We start from the raw sequence: 16,594 nt of genomic DNA, 5'->3' as shown, positions 1-16,594 counted from the left end.
CACGGGCAGGTTGTTATGTTATGTTAAAAGTTCGCCTTATTCCTTGCTTGGATGTCAAGGACGGGCGCGTCGTGAAGGGCGTGCAGTTCGTCGATCTTGTCGACGCGGGTGATCCGGTGGAAGCGGCGAAGGCCTATGACGCGGCGGGCGCCGACGAACTCTGCTTCCTCGACATCACCGCCAGCCACGAGGCTAGGGGGATCCTGCTCGATGTCGTGCAGCGCACGGCTGAGGCCTGTTTCATGCCCCTGACCGTCGGCGGTGGTGTGCGAACCGTCGAAGACATACGCAATTTGCTGCTCGCCGGCGCCGACAAGGTGTCGATCAACACGGCTGCGGTGAAGAACCCGGATTTCGTGCGCGAGGCATCGGAAAAGTTCGGCGCGCAATGCATCGTCGTGGCCATCGATGCGAAGAAAGTCTCAGGGGAGGGCGAGCCCACGGCTTGGGAGATCTTCACCCATGGCGGGCGCAACGCCACCGGCATCGATGCCATCGCCTTCGCCAAGCAGGTGGCAGCGCTCGGGGCAGGGGAGCTGCTCGTCACCTCCATGGACCGGGACGGCACCAAGGGCGGCTATGACCTCGCGCTCGTGCGCGCCATCGCGGACGCTGTCTCCGTGCCGGTCATCGCGTCCGGCGGCGTCGGCAACCTCGATCACCTCGTTGATGGCGTCGAGCAAGGCCATGCCAGCGCGGTGCTGGCTGCCTCGATCTTCCACTTCGGCACGCATACGATCTCGGAAGCCAAGGGCTACATGGCGAAGGCAGGATTGAAGATGCGGCTGGATGAGCCGGCGCACGGCGCTTCAAACCGCACAGTATGAAAGAACGCAGCCCATGACGGTCTCCAACGAGGACGATCTGAACAAGCTTCAGGAGATCGGCCGGATCGTGGCCAATACTCTTGAGGCTATGGCTGCGGCGCTCGAGCCGGGCATGACGACTGCGGAACTCGACCAGATCGGGCGCTGGCTTCTCGAAAGGGCTGGGGCTCGCTCCGGCCCGGAGCTCGTCTACGATTTTCCCGGCGCGACCTGCATCAGCGTGAACGAGGAGGTCGCCCACGGCATTCCGGGCTCCCGGCGGATCGAGGCGGGCGATCTCGTCAACATCGATATTTCGGCGGAAAAGAACGGCCTGTTCGCCGATACCGGCGCTTCCTTCGCGGTTCCGCCGATCACGAACGCCACCAAGCGCCTGTGCCGGGATGGCAAGCGCGCCATGTGGATCGGGTTGCGCCAGGTTGGGGCCAACAAGCCGATTGCGGGGATCGGCCAGGCTATCGGACAATTTGCCGAGAAGAACGGCTATACCCTGGTGCGGAATCTCGCGAGCCACGGCATCGGCCATTCCCTGCACGAGGAGCCGAAGGAAATTTCGACGTGGCCCGACCGTTCGGAGCGCCGGATCATGAACGAAGGCCTCGTCTTCACGGTCGAGCCCTTCCTGTCCCTGGGGGCGGAATGGGCCGAGGACGGCGACGATCCCTGGACCCTGTTCAGCGAGCCCCGCGCACCCACCGTCCAGTACGAACACACCGTCGTTGCCACCCGCAACGGTCCCCTTGTCGTCACGCTGCCGGGCTAGTTATCCATGACCACCTTCAACCTCGACGATCTCGCCCGTATTATCTCTGAGCGCGCCGCCGCGCCTGAGGCCGAGTCCTATACGGCCAAGCTCATCCGCGGCGGCCCGGCGAAAGCCGCCAAGAAGCTCGGCGAGGAGGCAGTGGAAGCAGCCATCGCGGCTGTGCAGGGGGACCGGCAGAATCTCACGGCGGAAGCGGCCGACGTGCTTTATCATCTTTTGGTCGTGTTGCAGGGCGCGGATATTCCTCTAAGTGACGTCATGGCCGAACTGGAGCGCCGCACGGCGCAGTCGGGGCTTGCGGAGAAGGCCGCGCGCAAGCTCTAAACAAAAGGTGGTTCGCATGGACCGGCCCAACGTGGTTTCCCCGCCAGAGAACGATGACGGGTTGTCGCCCTACCGGGTCTTCTCCCGCGACGAATGGGCCAAGCTGCGCGCCGACGCGCCCATGACGCTCACCGCCGACGAGGTGGTGCAGCTGCAATCCCGCAACGATCCGATCTCGCTCGACGAGGTGGCGGCAATCTACCTGCCGCTCTCGCGCCTGCTCTCCCTCTACGTTGCAGCCACCCAGGGCCTGTTCAAGGCGACCCAGCGCTTCCTGCTGGCCGAGCATCAGGAGAAGGTGCCCTATATCATCGGCGTGGCGGGCTCGGTGGCGGTGGGCAAGTCCACGACGGCCCGCGTGCTCAAGGCGCTCCTCGCCCGCTGGCCCAACACCCCGAAGGTGGACCTCGTCACCACGGACGGCTTTCTCCTGCCCAATGCGGAGCTGACGCGGCTTGGCCTGATGGAGAAAAAGGGTTTTCCGGAGAGCTATGACACCGGCAAGCTGCTGCACTTCCTCGCCGACATCAAGGCCGGCAAGCGCAACGTGAAGGCGCCGCTCTATTCCCACCTCGTCTACGATGTAGTGCCCGGTGAGGAGACCAACGTCGACCGGCCGGACATCCTCATCGTCGAGGGCCTCAACGTGCTCCAGCCCGCGCGCATGCCCAAGGACGGCACGGCCATTCCCTTCGTGTCCGACTTCTTCGACTTCTCGGTCTATATCGATGCCGACGAGGCGGACCTGCACCGCTGGTACGTGAACCGATTCCTGCGCCTGCGCCACACGGCCTTCCGCGATCCGCTTTCCTATTTCCGCCGCTATGCGGAGCTGCCGGAGGCCGAGGCGATTGGCATTGCCGAAGGCCTGTGGAACCGCATCAACCTCCTGAACCTGCAGGAGAACATCATCCCGACCCGCCAGCGCGCGAGCCTGATCCTGAAGAAGGGCGCGAGCCACCGGATCGAGACGGTGGCTTTGCGGCGGCTGTGAGTCCGGCGTGAAACGCTTTGCCAAGGGACTTGTCGTTCTCAACCTAACGGCCTTCGTCGTAACGGCCGTGACCGTCTGGCTCCTCGACCGGCGCTCTTCCGTCGAGATGTTCGATATCGCCACTTATGTGGGATTGGGCATGGGTGCACTCGGATCCCTCATGTTCCTTGGCTCGACCTCCCGCTCGAGCGCATCGACAGCTATCGCTGCCAGTGCCTCGGATCAGCCGAGCCGGATCATGGACGCGCTCTGGGGTGACAGGGCCTCAGGCATCTCGACGGGTGCCCTGTTCGTCCTCGCTGGTCTTACCTGGCTCGCAATCGCGTGGCCGCTGGCCCTGCTGGTCGGCACAGACACCTAAAGCCAACCATTTCGCAATCTTGAGCGTTGAACCTCCGGATGATCGGAGGATGTATGGCCACGCAGCCCGTCGACGAGAAACTGAAAGCGAGCGCCGAGCACGCGAAGGAAGCGGCCGAGCAGACCCAAGAGGCTGCGGAGAGCACGCAGGAAGCGGCAGAGCACACGCAAACCGCAGCCAGGACAACCGCCAAGGCCACCGTTCAGCTGAAGGACAGCGCCGACCGGCGCACGGAACTGGCTGCCAACCGCACGGTCTTTGCCGCCGAGCGCACCTATGCGGCTTGGGTACGTACGGGGCTAGCCTCGCTTGCCTCGGGCATCGGCGCGCAGAAGCTGCTCGCGGGTGTGGTGCCGGGTTGGATGATCATCTCCACCGGCTCGGTGCTGATCCTGTTCAGCGCCTTCTGCTTCGCATCCGCCGTCTGGCGTCAGATCTTCACCGGCTCCCAGCCGCCGCACCCGGACGTGCAGCGCATCCCGCCGTTCCTGCTCGTGCTGTTCAACGGGTTTCTCGCCCTCGTCTCGCTCGCGGCTCTGTTCGGGCTGTGGTTCGGGCAGACGGGGGGAGGTTGAGCCGCAACGCTATCCTCCGGTGTCATCCCCGCGAAGGCGGGGATCCATAAACACACCAGTCCCGAAAGAGGTGACCAGAGTTTCACGTCTTCCGGGACTGGCGTGTTTATGGATTCCGGGCTCCGCTACGCGGCCCCGGAATGATGGTGAGTATCAGCCCAACAGTCCCTGCTGCTCAGCCATCTCCTTGAGGCTCACCTGCGGGCGGGCGCCGAGATGGCTGATGATCTCGGCAGCGGCCAGGCCGCCGAGGCGGGCGCAGTCGGTGAGATCCAGGTTCTTCACGAGGCCTGCCAGGAAGCCCGAAGCGAAGAGGTCGCCGGCGCCGGTGGTGTCGACCACGCGCTCCACGGGGAAGGCCGGCACGGCCTTCGTCTCGCCGCGGCTGACGATCAGCGCGCCGTCGGCTGAGCGGGTGATGGCCCCGAGCACGTTTTCCTCACGCAGCGCCGCCAGTGCCGTGTCGGCATCCGATGTGCCGTAGAGGCTCTGCAGCTCGTGGATGTTGGCGAAGAGGATGTCGAGGCTGCCGTCGCGCATGAGGCCGAGGAACTCGTCGCGGTAGCGGTCGACGCAGAAGGCGTCGGACAAGGTGAGCGCCACCTTGTTTCCCGCCTCATGGGCAATCTTCACGGCCTTGCGGAAGGCTTCCTTGGCGGCCGGCGGATCCCAGAGATAGCCTTCGAGATAGACGATTTGAGAGGCGCGCACCGTGTCCGGGTTCACGTCGTCGGGGGTGAGGTTCTGGCAGGCGCCGAGATAGGTGTTCATGGTGCGCTCGCCGTCCGGCGTCACCAGGATGAAGCTGCGCGCCGTGGCCGGTCCCTCTTGTGCCGGTGTCACGTCGTAATGGACGTCGATGGCCTTGAGGTCGTGGGCGAAGAGCCGGCCCGTCTCGTCGTTCTTCACCTTGCCGATGAAGCCCGCCTTTACCCCGAAGGAAGCCGCGCCCGCAGCCGTGTTGGCGCCGGAGCCTCCCGACACGATGATGGCCGGGCCCATGTCGCCGTAAAGCTCTTCCGCCCGCGCCTCGTCGATGAGCTGCATGGCGCCCTTGTGGACCTTCTTCTGCAGCAGGAAGGCCTCGTCCGTATGGGCGAGCACGTCAACGATGGCGTTGCCGAGGGTAAGAACGTCGATGCGGGTCTGGGACATGAGCCACCGGGGTTATGAAATGACGGGGCGCTTTCGCATCCGGGGCAGGGGAGGTCAAGCTCTTAGGGCTTTGAGCATCAAATGGATCCTGAAAGTGCCGTCCACTTTCAGAGATGGGATTCCTACCGCGGCGAGACGGGTGCCTGGGCATCGCTCGGCACAGCGCAAGCGACTTTTCCCTCCTGCACCCGATCGAGAACGGCGAGCATCTCATCAAGCTCATCGGGGGTCAGGCCCCGGATCTCCCGCGCAAGACGATTGGCCAGGAGCGTGGCCTTGGGATCCGTGTTGGCCGTGTCGATCTTTACCCGGGGATCGGAGAGGTCGGCCAGCCGCGTGAGCTCGTCGGCCTCGTCCCAGATGATGTGGAAGTACTGCAGCACGCCCTGGATGAGCGTCCAGGTGGGCTTGCCGCGCTCGCCGCGCTCCAGCGCCGAGAGATAGGCGCTCGACACGCCGAGATGCGCGGCCATGTCCTTCAACATGCGTCCGCGCTCCTGGCGCAGCTGCCGCACCCGTTCACCGAAGGGAGTCATTGGTTTACCCCACACTCCGCCGCCGGCGGAGCCTGACATAGAGTGCACCGGATCCGCCATGCTGAGGAGAGGCCTCCTCGAAGCCGATCACGAGATGGCGCAGATCGGGCAGGCGCAGCCAGTGCGGCACCATGCGCCGCAGCACGCCGCGCTCCTCGAATAAACCATTGCTTACCGCAGCACCCCCTTTGCCGGTGATCACCAGAACGAGAGCATGGCCGGAGCCCTGCGCGCGATGCAGGAAGCTCAGCAGGGCGAAATGCGCCTCTTCCTGGCGCATTCCGTGCAGATCGATGACGCTGTCCACATCCTTGCGGCCCCGGCGCAGGGCCTGAAGCGTCTTGCGCTCCACCGGAGCCATGGGCGGCACGGCAGGTTTCGATGGGGGAAGAGGGGGCAGAGCCGGTGGGAGTTTCGTCTTCGGCGGGGCAGGGGGCTGAGCGGGCGCTGCCTCAGGCTCCGGCTCCGGCGGCAGGGCCTTGCCCTGCATGGGCTTCACATGCCGGGCCACATGGGACCAGAGCCGCTTCTCCTCGGGGCTGAGCTGGCGGGTGCGGCTTTTGCGGGTCATGAACGGGGTTTGGGCTGCAGGACCACGAAGCGCACGGAATGGCGCAGAAGCCCAGCGCGGCGACCCGCCTCCTCGCCGCTGCCAAAGAAGAAATCACCCCTGGCCGGCCCGACGATGGCCGAGCCTGTATCCTGGGCGATCATGAGCCGTTGAAGCGGCTCCGCCTCGTCGAGGGTCATGGGCAATTGTCCGTCGAGCCAGACCGGCAGACCATAGGCCCAGAGTGAGCGGTCGACGGCAAGGCTCCGGCCGGGCACGAGCGGGTGGCCTGCCCCGCCGATGGGGCCATCTTCGAGCGCCAGCTCCGTGGCCTCGCGGAAGAAGATGTAGGATCGATTCTGCCGCATCAGGGCCTTGGCCGGCTCCGGATGGTCCTTCAGCCAGCCCATGAGCTTTGCGAGCGTCATGGATTCCAGGTCCATCGCGCCCTGCTGCACCAGCACCCGGCCGATGGACGTGTAGGGCCGTCCATTGCGCCCGGCATAGGCCACGCGCATCACGGAGCCGTCCGTGAGGCGGATGCGGGCCGAGCCCTGCACATGGATGATGAAGGCTTCGCCCGGCTCGCGAAGGTACACGATGGGTTTGGCGAGATCGCCCAGAGCACCATCCTCGATGGCGGCGCGGTCCGGATAGGGCTCGTAGCCCTTGGCCTTGCGCCGTGCCGCCTGGAGGCCTTTCTCGATCCCCGGTAGGGTCTCGCCCTGCGGGATGGTGACGAGATCCTGCGGCCGGTCGAGGAGGGGAACCCGGTAGGTGGCATCCGGGGTGCGCGAGCCCTGAAACTCGGGTTCGTAATAGCCGGTGAGAAAGCCCTGACCGGTATGGGGCACCACCGCATGGGGCCTGAAGTAGGTCTCGAAGAAGCGTTTCGCCTCGGCCTTTCCGGCCTCGGGCGTCTTCAGGGCTTCGCGGCAGACTGCGAGAAGGTCCCTTTGAGGCGATTGCGCCGGCCGCAGTTCGGCGGACGCGGCCTCAAGGGCCCGGCAGGAGCGCAGGAAGGCCTGAAAGGCGGCGGCGTGATCGTCCGCCTCCCAGCCGGAGAGATCCTGGAAGGCGAGGGGCTCCAGGCGCGCGTGATCCTTCAGGGACGGTCCGGCCACGGCATCGGACATGCTCAGCGTCCAGGTGAGGAGACTGGCAGCAAGACAGGCGACAAGGACCCGCCCGGCATCCCTCATTGCCCCGCTTCGGTCGCAACAAGCAGCCAGTTCGGGTCGCGGCTGCCCAGCGTACGGGCAAAGGTCCACACGTCGGTGACGTCGGCCACGGTCTCGAGGCTGCCATCCACGACAGCGCCGGAGGTATCGCGGGTGGCGGTGATCAGCTTGGACAGGAAACGCACCACCACCTGGGCGTTCTTGCCCTGGAGCTCGGCCCCGGCCATCTCGGCCTTGTCGATGGACACGAAGGTGGTCTCCACCGTCTCGCCCCGGCGCTCGCGCTCGGTGATCGCCCGCTCGAAGCCCTCATAGACCTCCCGGGAGAGGAGATCCTTGAGGGTGTTGCGGTCGCCCTGGGCGAAAGCCGTGACGATCATCTCGTAGGCGGATTTGGCCCCCTCCAAAAATTCGGCGGCATCGAACGCCGGCTCGATACGAGCGATGCCGTCAAGCGCCTGGGCCGTGGGCGTGCCGGGCTCGGCAATGCCCTTCCAGCGCTCGGCTGGAGGAACCTCGGCGGCGGGACGGGGGCCATTGGCTCCGGGAAGGCGCACCACATTGTGATCGGGCTCGGCCGGCGCATTGCCTGGGCGTAAGGGGGCATCCCGGCGTGACATGGGATCGAAGGGCGGCTGTTCGCTTCCGGTTTTCTGTCCCAGCACCGAGCGGAGACGCCAGATTACGAATACGGCAAGAACAATGAAAATGAGGGTCGTGATGTCGAAGGAATCCTGCATCGTCGATCCGTTGTGAGCCTGCCCGCGCCCGGTTGCTGCCGGACGTTGTGTCGAGGAGGTGAAGGTGTCATCCTTCGCATATGGGGTCTTGAGGTCGTAACATCCACCTCTGCCCCCGACAAGCGAATGAGTTGGCTCAAAATCTTGCTTCCCTCATGAGAAGCATGGTAGCGCGAAGATCCATGGCCCGCCGCCGCAGACGCTCCGCTTGACGAGGCGTTCCGCCCGGGCCCGACGAGACACCCCTAGGGAGCACCACACCATGGCCGACAATGCGGCAAACAACGCAGCGCCTTTGCTGAACGCCCTTGCGCAATACTGCAAGGATTTCTCCTTCGAGAACCCCAACGCCCCCCGCTCCCTGCAGCAGCAGACGGAAGGCCCGCAGATCAACCTGCAGGTCAACGTGAACGCCAAGCAGCTCGCTGAGGCGGATTTCGAGATCGACCTCACCCTCGAGGGCGATGCCAAGATCGGCGGCAAGGACGTGCTGTTCGCCTTCGAGCTCACCTATTCGGGCGTGTTCCGCATCCAGAACATCCCGCAGGAGCAGCTGCACCCGGTGGTGATGATCGAGTGCCCGCGCCTGCTGTTCCCCTTCGCCCGCCAGATGGTGGCCGATGCGGTGCGCAACGGCGGCTTCCCGCCCCTCTACATCGACCCGATCGATTTCGTGGCCCTCTACCGCCAGCGCGCCGCCGAGGTGCAGGGCCAGGAGAACGGCGCCGGTCAGACGCTGTCGTAAGCTGACGCGCGAGCATTGGTTTTTCAGATCGGGCGAGGCGAAAGCTTCGCCCGATTTTTTGTGACTCTACGCCGTGAGATTTTTATCCTCTTAGGAGGAAGCTTCCGGCTTCGTCTCGCCGAGGTACTCGCGCCAGATCGCGCTCGGCCCGATGGACTGGATGAAGGCGTCGTGAGCGGCGCGCTCGGCCTCCGTCAGGCGGGAGATGAGGGTGCGTGGCTGAGCATTGCGGGCGGCCCGTTCCGCCGCCGCGGCACTGCGGCGGGCCGAGGGCTGTAGCGACAGGTCGAAGCCCACCTGCCGACCGCCGATCAGCTCGATATAGACTTCGGCCAGGATCTCGGCGTCGAGGAGCGCCCCGTGCTTGGTGCGCCGGGAATTGTCGATCCCATAGCGGGTGCACAGCGCATCGAGGTTATTGGCCGCGCCCGGATGCCTGCGCCGAGCCATCGAGAGCGTATCGATTGCGTCGGCGAGGTTGAACTGCGGGTGCCCGGTGCGGGCGAGTTCCGCATTCAGGAAGCCGACATCGAAGGCCGCATTGTGGATGACGAGCCGGGCATCGGCGACGAAATCCATGAACTCATCCGCAATCGTGGCAAAGACCGGCTTGTCGGTCAGGAACTCGTCCGAGAGCCCGTGCACCGCGAAAGCGCCGGCCGAGACCGGGCGTTCCGGGTTGATGTAGACGTGATAGCTCTTGCCTGTCGGGATGTGGTTGAGCATCTCCACGCAGCCGATTTCGATCACCCGGTCGCCGCTTGCATGACTGGTGCCGGTGGTTTCGGTATCGAGAACGATTTCACGTGACATCAAAAACTCTTCATCAAAAACGGTGCCGCCGTCCGGGACGGCCGGCGAGGCATGCAAGGATGGAACGCACCTGGACCTCGGCGGAAGAAAAGCCGCGGCTGGTGTCGACCAGGAAATGTGCGCGCCGACGCTTTTCCGCGTCGGGCATCTGCTTGGCCAGGATGGCAGAAAATTTCTCCGCCGTCATGCCAGGTCGGGCAAGCACGCGCTCGCGCTGAACCTCGGCCGGTGCCGTGACCACGAGGACGGTGTCGCAGCGCGTTTCACCTCCGGTCTCGAACAGCAGGGGAATGTCGAGCACGGCGATGGGCGAAGCCGAAACGCGCGCGAGAAAATTCTCCTCTTCCTCCCGCACCAGCGGATGCACGATGGCTTCGAGCTGCTTCATGCGCTCCGGGCTGTTGAGAACCGCCGCTCCGAGCTTGGTGCGATCGACGGCACCGTCCGCCACCGTGCCGGGAAACGCCTTCCCGATGAGGGGCACGGCCCGGCCGCGATAGAGCCTGTGCACGGTGGCGTCGGCATCGTGGACCGGAACACCCAGTGTCCGAAAGAGATCGGCCGTGGCCGACTTGCCCATGCCGATGGAGCCGGTGAGCCCGATCACGAAGGTCATCGGGCGCCCTCGATATCGGCGAGGATTAGGGCCCTTAAGGCAGGCGTGACCTCCGGCGTGACGCCGAACCAGCGCCGGAAGCCGGGGGCGGCCTGGTGCAGCAGCATGCCGAGACCGTCGACGGTTCGCAGGTTCTGTGCTGCAGCGGCAGCCAGGAGAGGGGTTTCCAGGGGCACGTAGACGATGTCCGTCACCACGGCATTGCGGGGCGCGCGGGACAGGTCGATGGCCAGCGGCGGCTGGCCGGCCATGCCGAGCGACGTGGTGTTGACGATGAGTTGGGCATGGGGGACTACGCGCCCGAGCGCTTCCCATGCGGCGGTCTCGATCAACACCGAGCTGCCCGGCCTGAGATCGCGGGCGAGGTCCTCCGCTTTCGACCCAGTGCGGTTGGCCACGAAGATGCGCTTGAGGGGCCGGTCCTGAAGGCCCGCCACCACGGCGCGGGCGGCACCGCCGGCGCCGAGCACGAGGGCGGTCTCCACATCCTGTTCCCAGCCTGTCCCCAGACTGGCATCGAGATTGCCGATGAACCCGAGGGCATCGGTGTTGTCGCCCCAGAGCACGCCATCCTCAACCCAGAGGGTGTTGACCGCGCCGACGCGCTGCGCCCGCTCGGTCCTGCGGGCGACGCCGAGGAAGGCTGCCTCTTTGTGCGGCAGCGTCACGTTCCCGCCCGCGAAGCCCTGCGCGTGGAAGCCTGTCAAAAAATCCCCGAAATCCACAGGCGCCACATCGATGCGCTCATAGGATCCGTCGAGACCGTAGGCTTTAAGCCAGTGGCCGTGGATCAGGGGCGAACGCGAATGCTTGATCGGGTGGCCGACGACGAAGGCCTTCGTCATGAATTCTCAAGTCCTAAAGAGCCAGGCAGCCGAGACGGCGCAGGGCGGCGAGAAGCGGCAGCAGGGGGAGTCCCAGGATCGTCGAGTGATCTCCCTCGACCGCTTCGAACAGATGGATGCCAAACCCTTCGAGCTGGTAAACGCCGACGCTTTTGAGCGCATCGGGACCGGCGAGGTCGAGATAGAGCGCAATGGCCTCGTCCGTCAGGGGCCGCAGGGTGAGATGGGCGGTGCCTGAGAAGCGCTCGACCACCTGCCCGCCGATGGCGAGCGCCCCGGCGGAATGAAGAGAATGCCGCCGTCCGGCGAGGCGCTTGAGCTTGGCATGCGCGGCGTCGCGATCAGCCGGCTTGTGAAACACTTGCGCGTCGCAGGAAAGCACCTGGTCGGCCCCGAGCACCACCCTGTCCGGATGGCGGCGGCTGACCGCCAGGGCCTTCTCGGCCGCAAGCCGTGCGGCGAGCGACGGCGGGTCGAGGCCCTCGTGCGCGGCGGCCTCCTCGACCGCCCGCTCATCGATGCTGGAATTCTGCGTTTCGACGAAAAGCCCCGCACTCACGAGCAGGGTCAGCCGGGTGGCGCTGGTGGAGGCCAGCAGCAGCTTGTCCGAGTGGGTCCAGAGGGCGGGCATGGCTCAACTCGCGTTCAGGCGCTGGCGGCGGTCGCGGTAGTGATCGATGATCGCGGCCGCCGTCTCCTCGATGGAGCGGCGGGTCACGTCGATCACCGGCCAGCCGTTGCGGGCAAAGAGCCGCCGGGAGGCCGCCAGCTCCTCGGCCACGGCCTCGCGGTCCACGTAAGAGGTGTCGTCGTCGGCGTTCAGGCTGAGCAGCCGGTTCTGCCGGATCTGCACGATGCGCTCGGGCGTCGCTACGAGGCCGACGATCAGCGCGGTCTTGGCCGTCTCCAGGATCGCCGGTGGCGGCACGCCGGGCACGAGGGGGATGTTGGCGGTCTTGAGACCGCGATTGGCGAGATAGATGGAGGTCGGCGTCTTCGAGGTGCGGCTCACGCCCACCAGAATCACGTCCGCGTCGTCGAGATCGTGCGGCAAATGTCCGTCATCGTGCAGGAGCGTGAAGTTCATGGCGTCGATGCGCTTGAAATACTCGGCGTTCAGCATGTGCTGGGCGCCGGGCCGCGCGGTCGAGTGCGTGCCGAGATAGGAGGAGAGCAGGGCGTGGACCGGCTCGAGCACGGAGAGATGCGGCGAGCCGGTGGCGCGGCAGACCTCTTCCAGGCGGCTGGCGAGGTCCTGCTCCACCAGGGTGTAGAGCACGATGCCGGGCGCGGTCTCGATCTCGTGGATCACCCGCTCCAACTGGGTGTTGGAGCGCACGAGCGGATAGACATGCTCGATGGCAGCCACGCCCTCGTATTGCGCCACCACCGCGCGGGCGACGGTGATCAGGGTTTCACCCGTCGAGTCGGAGACGAGATGGAGATGAAAATAGCTGCGTCCCACGGCCCGATGTCTCCACGTCTGGCCCATCGTGCGGAAAAGTGGACCCGGTTTTCCGCTCCGAACGATGTGCCGTTTAAGAGTAGTGCATCGAATGGATCCCAAAAGTGGAAACCACTTTTGGGTCCGATGCACGGGGAGTCGATGAGTGTGGATAAAACGCCTGGAGTCAGAGGTCCAGCAAAAGCCCCTGTGGGATTCAGGCCGAACCATCAACAGGGCTCCCGGTTGTGTGAGCTTGGAATCAGCCTTCTGGGAGAATCAGGCACGAATCAGGGCCAAGGATTTGATTCAGGTTTGGTTAACCTTCGTTAACGGGCTGTTAAGCTTTAAGATTTCGGAAAGGATTGTGGCGCCCCCGCCCCATCCCTTAATGAACCCTTAAAGCCTTGAGGTGTGTGGACCGTCTGTGGACGGGGTTGCGGCTTCGTGATTCACGGCCCAAGAGAAACATCAGATTCTAAGATTCAAAGATTCTTCTTTTAAGAGAGGGCCTGTGAGCACACGTTCCACCAAGGCGATTTTGCGCGTGCTGAATGGCGAGCCGGTCTGGCCTCTGCCGATCTGGATCATGCGTCAGGCCGGCCGCTACCTGCCGGAATACCGGGAGACCCGCAAGCAGGCGGGCTCCTTCCTCGACCTCTGCTACAACCCGAAGCTCGCCGAGGAGGTGACGCTTCAGCCGATCCGCCGCTTCGGGTTCGATGCCTCGATCCTGTTCTCCGACATCCTGGTCATTCCCCACGCGCTCGGCCAGGATGTGCGCTTCGTCGAGAACGAGGGACCCAAGCTCGAGCCGATCACGTCAGACAAGGATTTTTCCAGGCTTGCCGACGAGCTGCCCCTGGAGCGGCTCGATCCGGTTTTCGAAACGCTCGATCGTCTGAGCAAGAGCCTGCCGAAGGAGACCACGCTGCTGGGCTTCTGCGGCGCGCCCTGGACGGTGGCGAGCTACATGATTGCCGGCAAGGGCACGCCGGATCAGGCGCCCGCCCGGATCACCGCCTATCGCGATCCTGTTTTCATGGACGCCCTCATCGACCGGCTGGTGCGGGCCTCCACGGCCTATCTCATCCGCCAGATCGATGCCGGCGCCGAAGCCGTGCAGATTTTCGAGAGCTTCGGCTCCGCCCTGCCGCCCGCTCTCTTCGACCGGCTGTCGCTCAATCCGATCCGCCGCATGGTGGAAGGTCTCAAAGCGGCGCGGCCCGACGCCAAGGTGATCGTCTTCGTGCGCGGCGGCGGTGCCAATCTCCACCGTTTCGCGTCCGCCGGGATCGGCGACGGGCTGGCGCTCGACTGGACCCTCGATCCGGCCCTCGTGCTCCCGACCTTGCCGAATACGCTTGCCACGCAGGGCAACCTCGATCCGCTGGCCCTGATCGCCGGCGGTGCTCCGCTGGAGCAGGGGATCGATCACATCCTGAACGCGGTGCGCGGCCGCCCGCATATCTTCAATCTCGGGCACGGCATCCTGCCGGAGACGCCGGTCGAGCACGTGGCGCAGATGATCGCCCGCGTGCGGGGGGCTTAAACGACATGTTGTATCTGTGGCTCAAGGCGTTCCACGTCATCGCCGTCATCGCCTGGATGGCCGGCATGCTCTACCTGCCGCGTCTCTTCGTCTATCACAGCGAGACCCCCAAGGGCTCGATCCAGTCCGAGACGTTCAAGATCATGGAGCGGCGCCTGCTCAAGGCGATCATCAACCCGGCCATGATCGTCACCTGGGTGCTCGGCCTCTACCTCGTCTGGGACGGCGGCTGGTACACCTCCGGCTGGATGCACGCCAAGTTCGCCCTCGTGCTGATCATGTCGGGCCTGCACGGCGTCTACGTGAGCCGGTTGAAGGACTTCGCCGCCGACAAGAACACGCGCCCGGCGAAATATTATCGCATCCTCAACGAGGTGCCGACATTGCTGATGATCGGCATCGTGATCCTGGTGATCGTGAAGCCGTTCTGACGCCGGTCAGAGCTTGATCTCACCCTCATCCATGCCGTGCCAGTAATGGATGCGGGTTGCGTGAACCTTGATCAGGACGAGGCCCGGTGTGTCGACACCGTCCTTGAACCAGATTTCGAGATCCTTCGTCCAATGCCGCTCGAAGGTCCCCCTGTCGCGGATCAGCTCGGCGCGCCCTTCGACGGCAATGAAGATCGGGGGTTTGCCGAGGAGGCTCTTGCTGCCCTGGAAGGCCAGTGACACCTTCGGATCCCGCTTGATGTCGTCGACGGTCCGCGTGTCTTCGTAGGAGAAGAAAAACGAATCGCCCTCGTAGGCAACATCGCCGTTGTTGCTCATGGGCCGGCCCGCGATCTCGCCGCCTTCGGCATGGGTGGAGAGCATGGCGAAGTCGATGTCGCGCATCTTGTCGGACAGGTCGGCGAGGGTCAGCTGGCTCACAGCGGTTTTCTCCTTAATCGGCCAGCAATAACCTCCCTCCGGAACCTTCCGTTCCAGAGACAGGGGACGAAGGCTCTTGTGATCGCCGGAGAAAACGGCTAAATAAGAATTCTCCTTCCTCCAAGTCAGGTGCGCTGCACGGGCCCTCAGGGCTCTTCAGTCACGGTTCGTGAACCCGGCGGCCCTGTCGAACGTTTTCCCTGTCTCCTCCCGCGTACAGCCCAACCTGCCCGCGACCTTACCCCGAGAGTGTTCCCCGATGAGGGAAATCAAACTTCAAGACCTGAAATCCAAGACGCCGACCGAACTCATCGCCTTCGCCGAGGAGCTCGAGGTCGAGAACGCCAGCACCATGCGTAAGCAGGAGCTCATGTTCGCGATCCTCAAGCAGCTGGCGGCGCGCGAGGTCGAGATCATCGGCGCCGGCGTCGTCGAGGTGCTGCAGGACGGCTTCGGCTTCCTGCGCTCGGCCGATTCGAACTACCTGCCCGGTCCCGACGACATCTACGTGTCGCCCTCGCAGATCAGGAAGTTCGGCCTGCGCACCGGCGACACGGTGGACGGCCCGATCCGTGGGCCGAAAGAGGGCGAGCGCTACTTCGCGCTGCTCAAGGTCAACACGATCAATTTCGAGGATCCCGAGAAGATCCGGCACAAGGTTCACTTCGACAACCTGACGCCGCTCTTCCCGCACGAGCGCTTCAACCTCGAAATCGCCGATCCCACGCGCAAAGATTTCTCGCCGCGCATCATCGACATCGTGTCGCCCATCGGCAAAGGCCAGCGCGCCCTGATCGTGGCGCCGCCGCGCACGGGTAAGACCGTGCTGATGCAGAACGTGGCGCAGTCGATCACCACCAACCACCCCGAGTGCTACCTCATCGTGCTGCTCATCGACGAGCGCCCGGAGGAAGTCACCGACATGCAGCGCTCCGTGAAGGGAGAGGTCGTGGCCTCCACCTTCGACGAGCCGGCGACCCGCCACGTGCAGGTGGCCGAGATGGTGATCGAGAAGGCCAAGCGCCTCGTGGAGCATGGCCGCGACGTGGTCATCCTGCTCGATTCGATCACCCGCCTCGGCCGCGCCTACAACACGGTGGTGCCGTCTTCTGGCAAGGTGCTCACCGGCGGTGTCGATGCCAACGCCCTGCAGCGCCCGAAGCGCTTCTTCGGTGCGGCGCGTAACATCGAGGAGGGCGGTTCGCTCACCATCATCGCCACCGCGCTGATCGACACCGGATCGCGCATGGACGAGGTGATCTTCGAGGAGTTCAAGGGCACCGGCAACTCGGAAATCATCCTGGACCGCAAGGTCGCCGACAAGCGCACCTTCCCGGCTATCGACATCACGCGCTCGGGCACCCGCAAGGAAGAGCTGCTGGTTCCGGCCGACACGCTCAAGAAGATGTACGTGCTGCGCCGCATCCTCAACCCGATGGGCACGGTGGACGCCATCGAGTTCCTGCTCGACAAGCTGCGTCAGACCAAGTCGAACGGCGACTTCTTCGATTCGATGAACACGTAGTCGCTGGTCTGCAGCCTCTCACATCAGCCCCATCCTCTCGGTGCCGCTTTGCGGCCTAGAGGGTGGGGTTTTTGTTTGTGCTCAGAACACCCCCATGAGCGCCAGTACGATTACGGTCAGCACGGCGGAAATCAGAAGCGAGCCCCCGCAGCCCAGGCGGTTCGAGAAGAAAA

The 16,594-nt window shown here is 64.7% G+C and carries 21 protein-coding genes; 10 read left to right on the top strand and 11 right to left on the bottom strand.

The features are described from left to right. Positions 1 to 20 precede the first annotated feature (20 nt). From hisF to JKL45_RS16110, 6 genes are read left to right on the top strand one after another with little or no spacing between them, the layout of a single operon-like run. On the top strand, positions 21 to 827 hold the full coding sequence (gene hisF, locus JKL45_RS16135; protein WP_201862610.1) for an imidazole glycerol phosphate synthase subunit HisF: 807 nt from the start codon (positions 21 to 23) through the stop codon (positions 825 to 827). A gap of 13 nt (positions 828 to 840) precedes the next feature. Continuing rightward, positions 841 to 1,590: a type I methionyl aminopeptidase gene (gene map / locus JKL45_RS16130; RefSeq protein WP_201862609.1), complete on the top strand. Its 750-nt coding sequence runs from the start codon at positions 841 to 843 to the stop codon at positions 1,588 to 1,590. Between the two features lie 6 nt (positions 1,591 to 1,596). After that, positions 1,597 to 1,917 (top strand): phosphoribosyl-ATP diphosphatase, encoded by a 321-nt coding sequence (locus tag JKL45_RS16125; protein ID WP_201862608.1) that lies wholly within the window; start codon positions 1,597 to 1,599, stop codon positions 1,915 to 1,917. Between the two features lie 16 nt (positions 1,918 to 1,933). Beyond that, positions 1,934 to 2,911: a type I pantothenate kinase gene (gene coaA, locus JKL45_RS16120; protein ID WP_201862606.1), complete on the top strand. Its 978-nt coding sequence runs from the start codon at positions 1,934 to 1,936 to the stop codon at positions 2,909 to 2,911. Between the two features lie 7 nt (positions 2,912 to 2,918). After that, positions 2,919 to 3,272: a hypothetical protein gene (locus JKL45_RS16115; protein ID WP_201862604.1), complete on the top strand. Its 354-nt coding sequence runs from the start codon at positions 2,919 to 2,921 to the stop codon at positions 3,270 to 3,272. A 53-nt stretch (positions 3,273 to 3,325) separates the two neighbouring features. Further along, on the top strand, positions 3,326 to 3,847 hold the full coding sequence (locus tag JKL45_RS16110) for a YidH family protein (protein ID WP_201862602.1): 522 nt from the start codon (positions 3,326 to 3,328) through the stop codon (positions 3,845 to 3,847). A gap of 153 nt (positions 3,848 to 4,000) precedes the next feature. Here the strand turns inward: JKL45_RS16110 and JKL45_RS16105 are convergent, their stop codons facing one another. The 5 genes from JKL45_RS16105 to JKL45_RS16085 form a co-directional block, all read right to left on the bottom strand. Beyond that, positions 4,001 to 5,002, bottom strand: coding sequence for an adenosine kinase (locus JKL45_RS16105; protein WP_201862600.1), 1,002 nt, complete (start codon positions 5,000 to 5,002; stop codon positions 4,001 to 4,003). A gap of 122 nt (positions 5,003 to 5,124) precedes the next feature. Further along, positions 5,125 to 5,538, bottom strand: coding sequence for a helix-turn-helix domain-containing protein (locus tag JKL45_RS16100; RefSeq protein WP_201862598.1), 414 nt, complete (start codon positions 5,536 to 5,538; stop codon positions 5,125 to 5,127). A 4-nt stretch (positions 5,539 to 5,542) separates the two neighbouring features. Then, the gene (locus JKL45_RS16095; RefSeq protein WP_201862596.1) at positions 5,543 to 6,109 is read right to left on the bottom strand and encodes a Smr/MutS family protein; all 567 of its coding nucleotides are present in this window, start codon (positions 6,107 to 6,109) and stop codon (positions 5,543 to 5,545) included. After that, the gene (gene mltA, locus JKL45_RS16090) at positions 6,106 to 7,224 is read right to left on the bottom strand and encodes a murein transglycosylase A (RefSeq protein ID WP_246498576.1); all 1,119 of its coding nucleotides are present in this window, start codon (positions 7,222 to 7,224) and stop codon (positions 6,106 to 6,108) included. Before mltA ends, JKL45_RS16095 begins: the two co-directional genes overlap by 4 nt. Positions 7,225 to 7,286: 62 nt before the next feature. Then, positions 7,287 to 8,009 (bottom strand): Tim44/TimA family putative adaptor protein, encoded by a 723-nt coding sequence (locus JKL45_RS16085; RefSeq protein ID WP_201862592.1) that lies wholly within the window; start codon positions 8,007 to 8,009, stop codon positions 7,287 to 7,289. A 262-nt stretch (positions 8,010 to 8,271) separates the two neighbouring features. On the opposite strand from JKL45_RS16085, the gene secB reads away from it, so the two are divergent. Then, on the top strand, positions 8,272 to 8,754 hold the full coding sequence (gene secB / locus JKL45_RS16080; RefSeq protein ID WP_201862590.1) for a protein-export chaperone SecB: 483 nt from the start codon (positions 8,272 to 8,274) through the stop codon (positions 8,752 to 8,754). Positions 8,755 to 8,844: 90 nt separating this feature from the next. Here secB and dnaQ read toward each other — a convergent pair whose 3' ends face one another. From dnaQ to JKL45_RS16055, 5 genes are read right to left on the bottom strand one after another with little or no spacing between them, the layout of a single operon-like run. Beyond that, positions 8,845 to 9,567: a DNA polymerase III subunit epsilon gene (gene dnaQ / locus JKL45_RS16075; RefSeq protein ID WP_201862588.1), complete on the bottom strand. Its 723-nt coding sequence runs from the start codon at positions 9,565 to 9,567 to the stop codon at positions 8,845 to 8,847. 13 nt (positions 9,568 to 9,580) lie between these two features. Next, the gene (gene coaE / locus JKL45_RS16070) at positions 9,581 to 10,183 is read right to left on the bottom strand and encodes a dephospho-CoA kinase (RefSeq protein WP_201862587.1); all 603 of its coding nucleotides are present in this window, start codon (positions 10,181 to 10,183) and stop codon (positions 9,581 to 9,583) included. Continuing rightward, positions 10,180 to 11,028: a shikimate dehydrogenase gene (locus tag JKL45_RS16065; protein WP_201862584.1), complete on the bottom strand. Its 849-nt coding sequence runs from the start codon at positions 11,026 to 11,028 to the stop codon at positions 10,180 to 10,182. The genes coaE and JKL45_RS16065 overlap by 4 nt, the downstream gene beginning before the upstream one ends. 13 nt (positions 11,029 to 11,041) lie before the next feature. Continuing rightward, positions 11,042 to 11,659 (bottom strand): Maf family protein, encoded by a 618-nt coding sequence (locus JKL45_RS16060; RefSeq protein ID WP_201862582.1) that lies wholly within the window; start codon positions 11,657 to 11,659, stop codon positions 11,042 to 11,044. 3 nt (positions 11,660 to 11,662) lie between these two features. Further along, positions 11,663 to 12,493 carry a pyruvate, water dikinase regulatory protein gene (locus JKL45_RS16055; protein WP_201862581.1) on the bottom strand — a complete coding sequence of 277 codons (831 nt, stop codon included), beginning with the start codon at positions 12,491 to 12,493 and terminating at the stop codon, positions 11,663 to 11,665. Between the two features lie 493 nt (positions 12,494 to 12,986). Here JKL45_RS16055 and hemE point away from each other — a divergent pair, with 493 nt between their 5' ends. Both hemE and hemJ read left to right on the top strand, forming a co-directional pair. Beyond that, positions 12,987 to 14,024 (top strand): uroporphyrinogen decarboxylase, encoded by a 1,038-nt coding sequence (hemE, locus tag JKL45_RS16050; RefSeq protein WP_312896971.1) that lies wholly within the window; start codon positions 12,987 to 12,989, stop codon positions 14,022 to 14,024. Positions 14,025 to 14,029: 5 nt separating this feature from the next. Next, positions 14,030 to 14,455 carry a protoporphyrinogen oxidase HemJ gene (gene hemJ, locus JKL45_RS16045; protein ID WP_376771042.1) on the top strand — a complete coding sequence of 142 codons (426 nt, stop codon included), beginning with the start codon at positions 14,030 to 14,032 and terminating at the stop codon, positions 14,453 to 14,455. A gap of 6 nt (positions 14,456 to 14,461) precedes the next feature. Here hemJ and JKL45_RS16040 read toward each other — a convergent pair whose 3' ends face one another. Further along, positions 14,462 to 14,896 (bottom strand): pyridoxamine 5'-phosphate oxidase family protein, encoded by a 435-nt coding sequence (locus JKL45_RS16040; protein ID WP_201862580.1) that lies wholly within the window; start codon positions 14,894 to 14,896, stop codon positions 14,462 to 14,464. Between the two features lie 259 nt (positions 14,897 to 15,155). Here JKL45_RS16040 and rho point away from each other — a divergent pair, with 259 nt between their 5' ends. Next, complete coding sequence (rho, locus tag JKL45_RS16035) at positions 15,156 to 16,421, top strand: transcription termination factor Rho (RefSeq protein WP_081928863.1); 1,266 nt, start codon at positions 15,156 to 15,158, stop codon at positions 16,419 to 16,421. Positions 16,422 to 16,594 lie beyond the last annotated feature (173 nt).

The sequence above is a fragment of the Microvirga soli genome (assembly GCF_016734765.1).
In the GTDB taxonomy this organism is placed as follows: domain Bacteria; phylum Pseudomonadota; class Alphaproteobacteria; order Rhizobiales; family Beijerinckiaceae; genus Microvirga; species Microvirga soli.
Note: the sequence above shows the minus strand (reverse complement) of the source record. Positions and strands in the feature narration are given on the sequence as shown.

What these genes read in the sequence shown, in the direction of transcription:
- hisF (WP_201862610.1), top strand. Translation starts at nt 21, where the DNA reads ATGTTAAAAGTTCGCCTTATTCCTTGCTTGGATGTCAAGGACGGGCGC.
- map (WP_201862609.1), top strand. Translation starts at nt 841, where the DNA reads ATGACGGTCTCCAACGAGGACGATCTGAACAAGCTTCAGGAGATCGGC.
- JKL45_RS16125 (WP_201862608.1), top strand. Translation starts at nt 1,597, where the DNA reads ATGACCACCTTCAACCTCGACGATCTCGCCCGTATTATCTCTGAGCGC.
- coaA (WP_201862606.1), top strand. Translation starts at nt 1,934, where the DNA reads ATGGACCGGCCCAACGTGGTTTCCCCGCCAGAGAACGATGACGGGTTG.
- JKL45_RS16110 (WP_201862602.1), top strand. Translation starts at nt 3,326, where the DNA reads ATGGCCACGCAGCCCGTCGACGAGAAACTGAAAGCGAGCGCCGAGCAC.
- JKL45_RS16105 (WP_201862600.1), bottom strand. Translation starts at nt 5,002, where the DNA reads ATGTCCCAGACCCGCATCGACGTTCTTACCCTCGGCAACGCCATCGTT.
- JKL45_RS16100 (WP_201862598.1), bottom strand. Translation starts at nt 5,538, where the DNA reads ATGACTCCCTTCGGTGAACGGGTGCGGCAGCTGCGCCAGGAGCGCGGA.
- JKL45_RS16095 (WP_201862596.1), bottom strand. Translation starts at nt 6,109, where the DNA reads ATGACCCGCAAAAGCCGCACCCGCCAGCTCAGCCCCGAGGAGAAGCGG.
- mltA (WP_246498576.1), bottom strand. Translation starts at nt 7,224, where the DNA reads ATGTCCGATGCCGTGGCCGGACCGTCCCTGAAGGATCACGCGCGCCTG.
- JKL45_RS16085 (WP_201862592.1), bottom strand. Translation starts at nt 8,009, where the DNA reads ATGCAGGATTCCTTCGACATCACGACCCTCATTTTCATTGTTCTTGCC.
- secB (WP_201862590.1), top strand. Translation starts at nt 8,272, where the DNA reads ATGGCCGACAATGCGGCAAACAACGCAGCGCCTTTGCTGAACGCCCTT.
- dnaQ (WP_201862588.1), bottom strand. Translation starts at nt 9,567, where the DNA reads ATGTCACGTGAAATCGTTCTCGATACCGAAACCACCGGCACCAGTCAT.
- coaE (WP_201862587.1), bottom strand. Translation starts at nt 10,183, where the DNA reads ATGACCTTCGTGATCGGGCTCACCGGCTCCATCGGCATGGGCAAGTCG.
- JKL45_RS16065 (WP_201862584.1), bottom strand. Translation starts at nt 11,028, where the DNA reads ATGACGAAGGCCTTCGTCGTCGGCCACCCGATCAAGCATTCGCGTTCG.
- JKL45_RS16060 (WP_201862582.1), bottom strand. Translation starts at nt 11,659, where the DNA reads ATGCCCGCCCTCTGGACCCACTCGGACAAGCTGCTGCTGGCCTCCACC.
- hemJ (WP_376771042.1), top strand. Translation starts at nt 14,030, where the DNA reads ATGTTGTATCTGTGGCTCAAGGCGTTCCACGTCATCGCCGTCATCGCC.
- rho (WP_081928863.1), top strand. Translation starts at nt 15,156, where the DNA reads ATGAGGGAAATCAAACTTCAAGACCTGAAATCCAAGACGCCGACCGAA.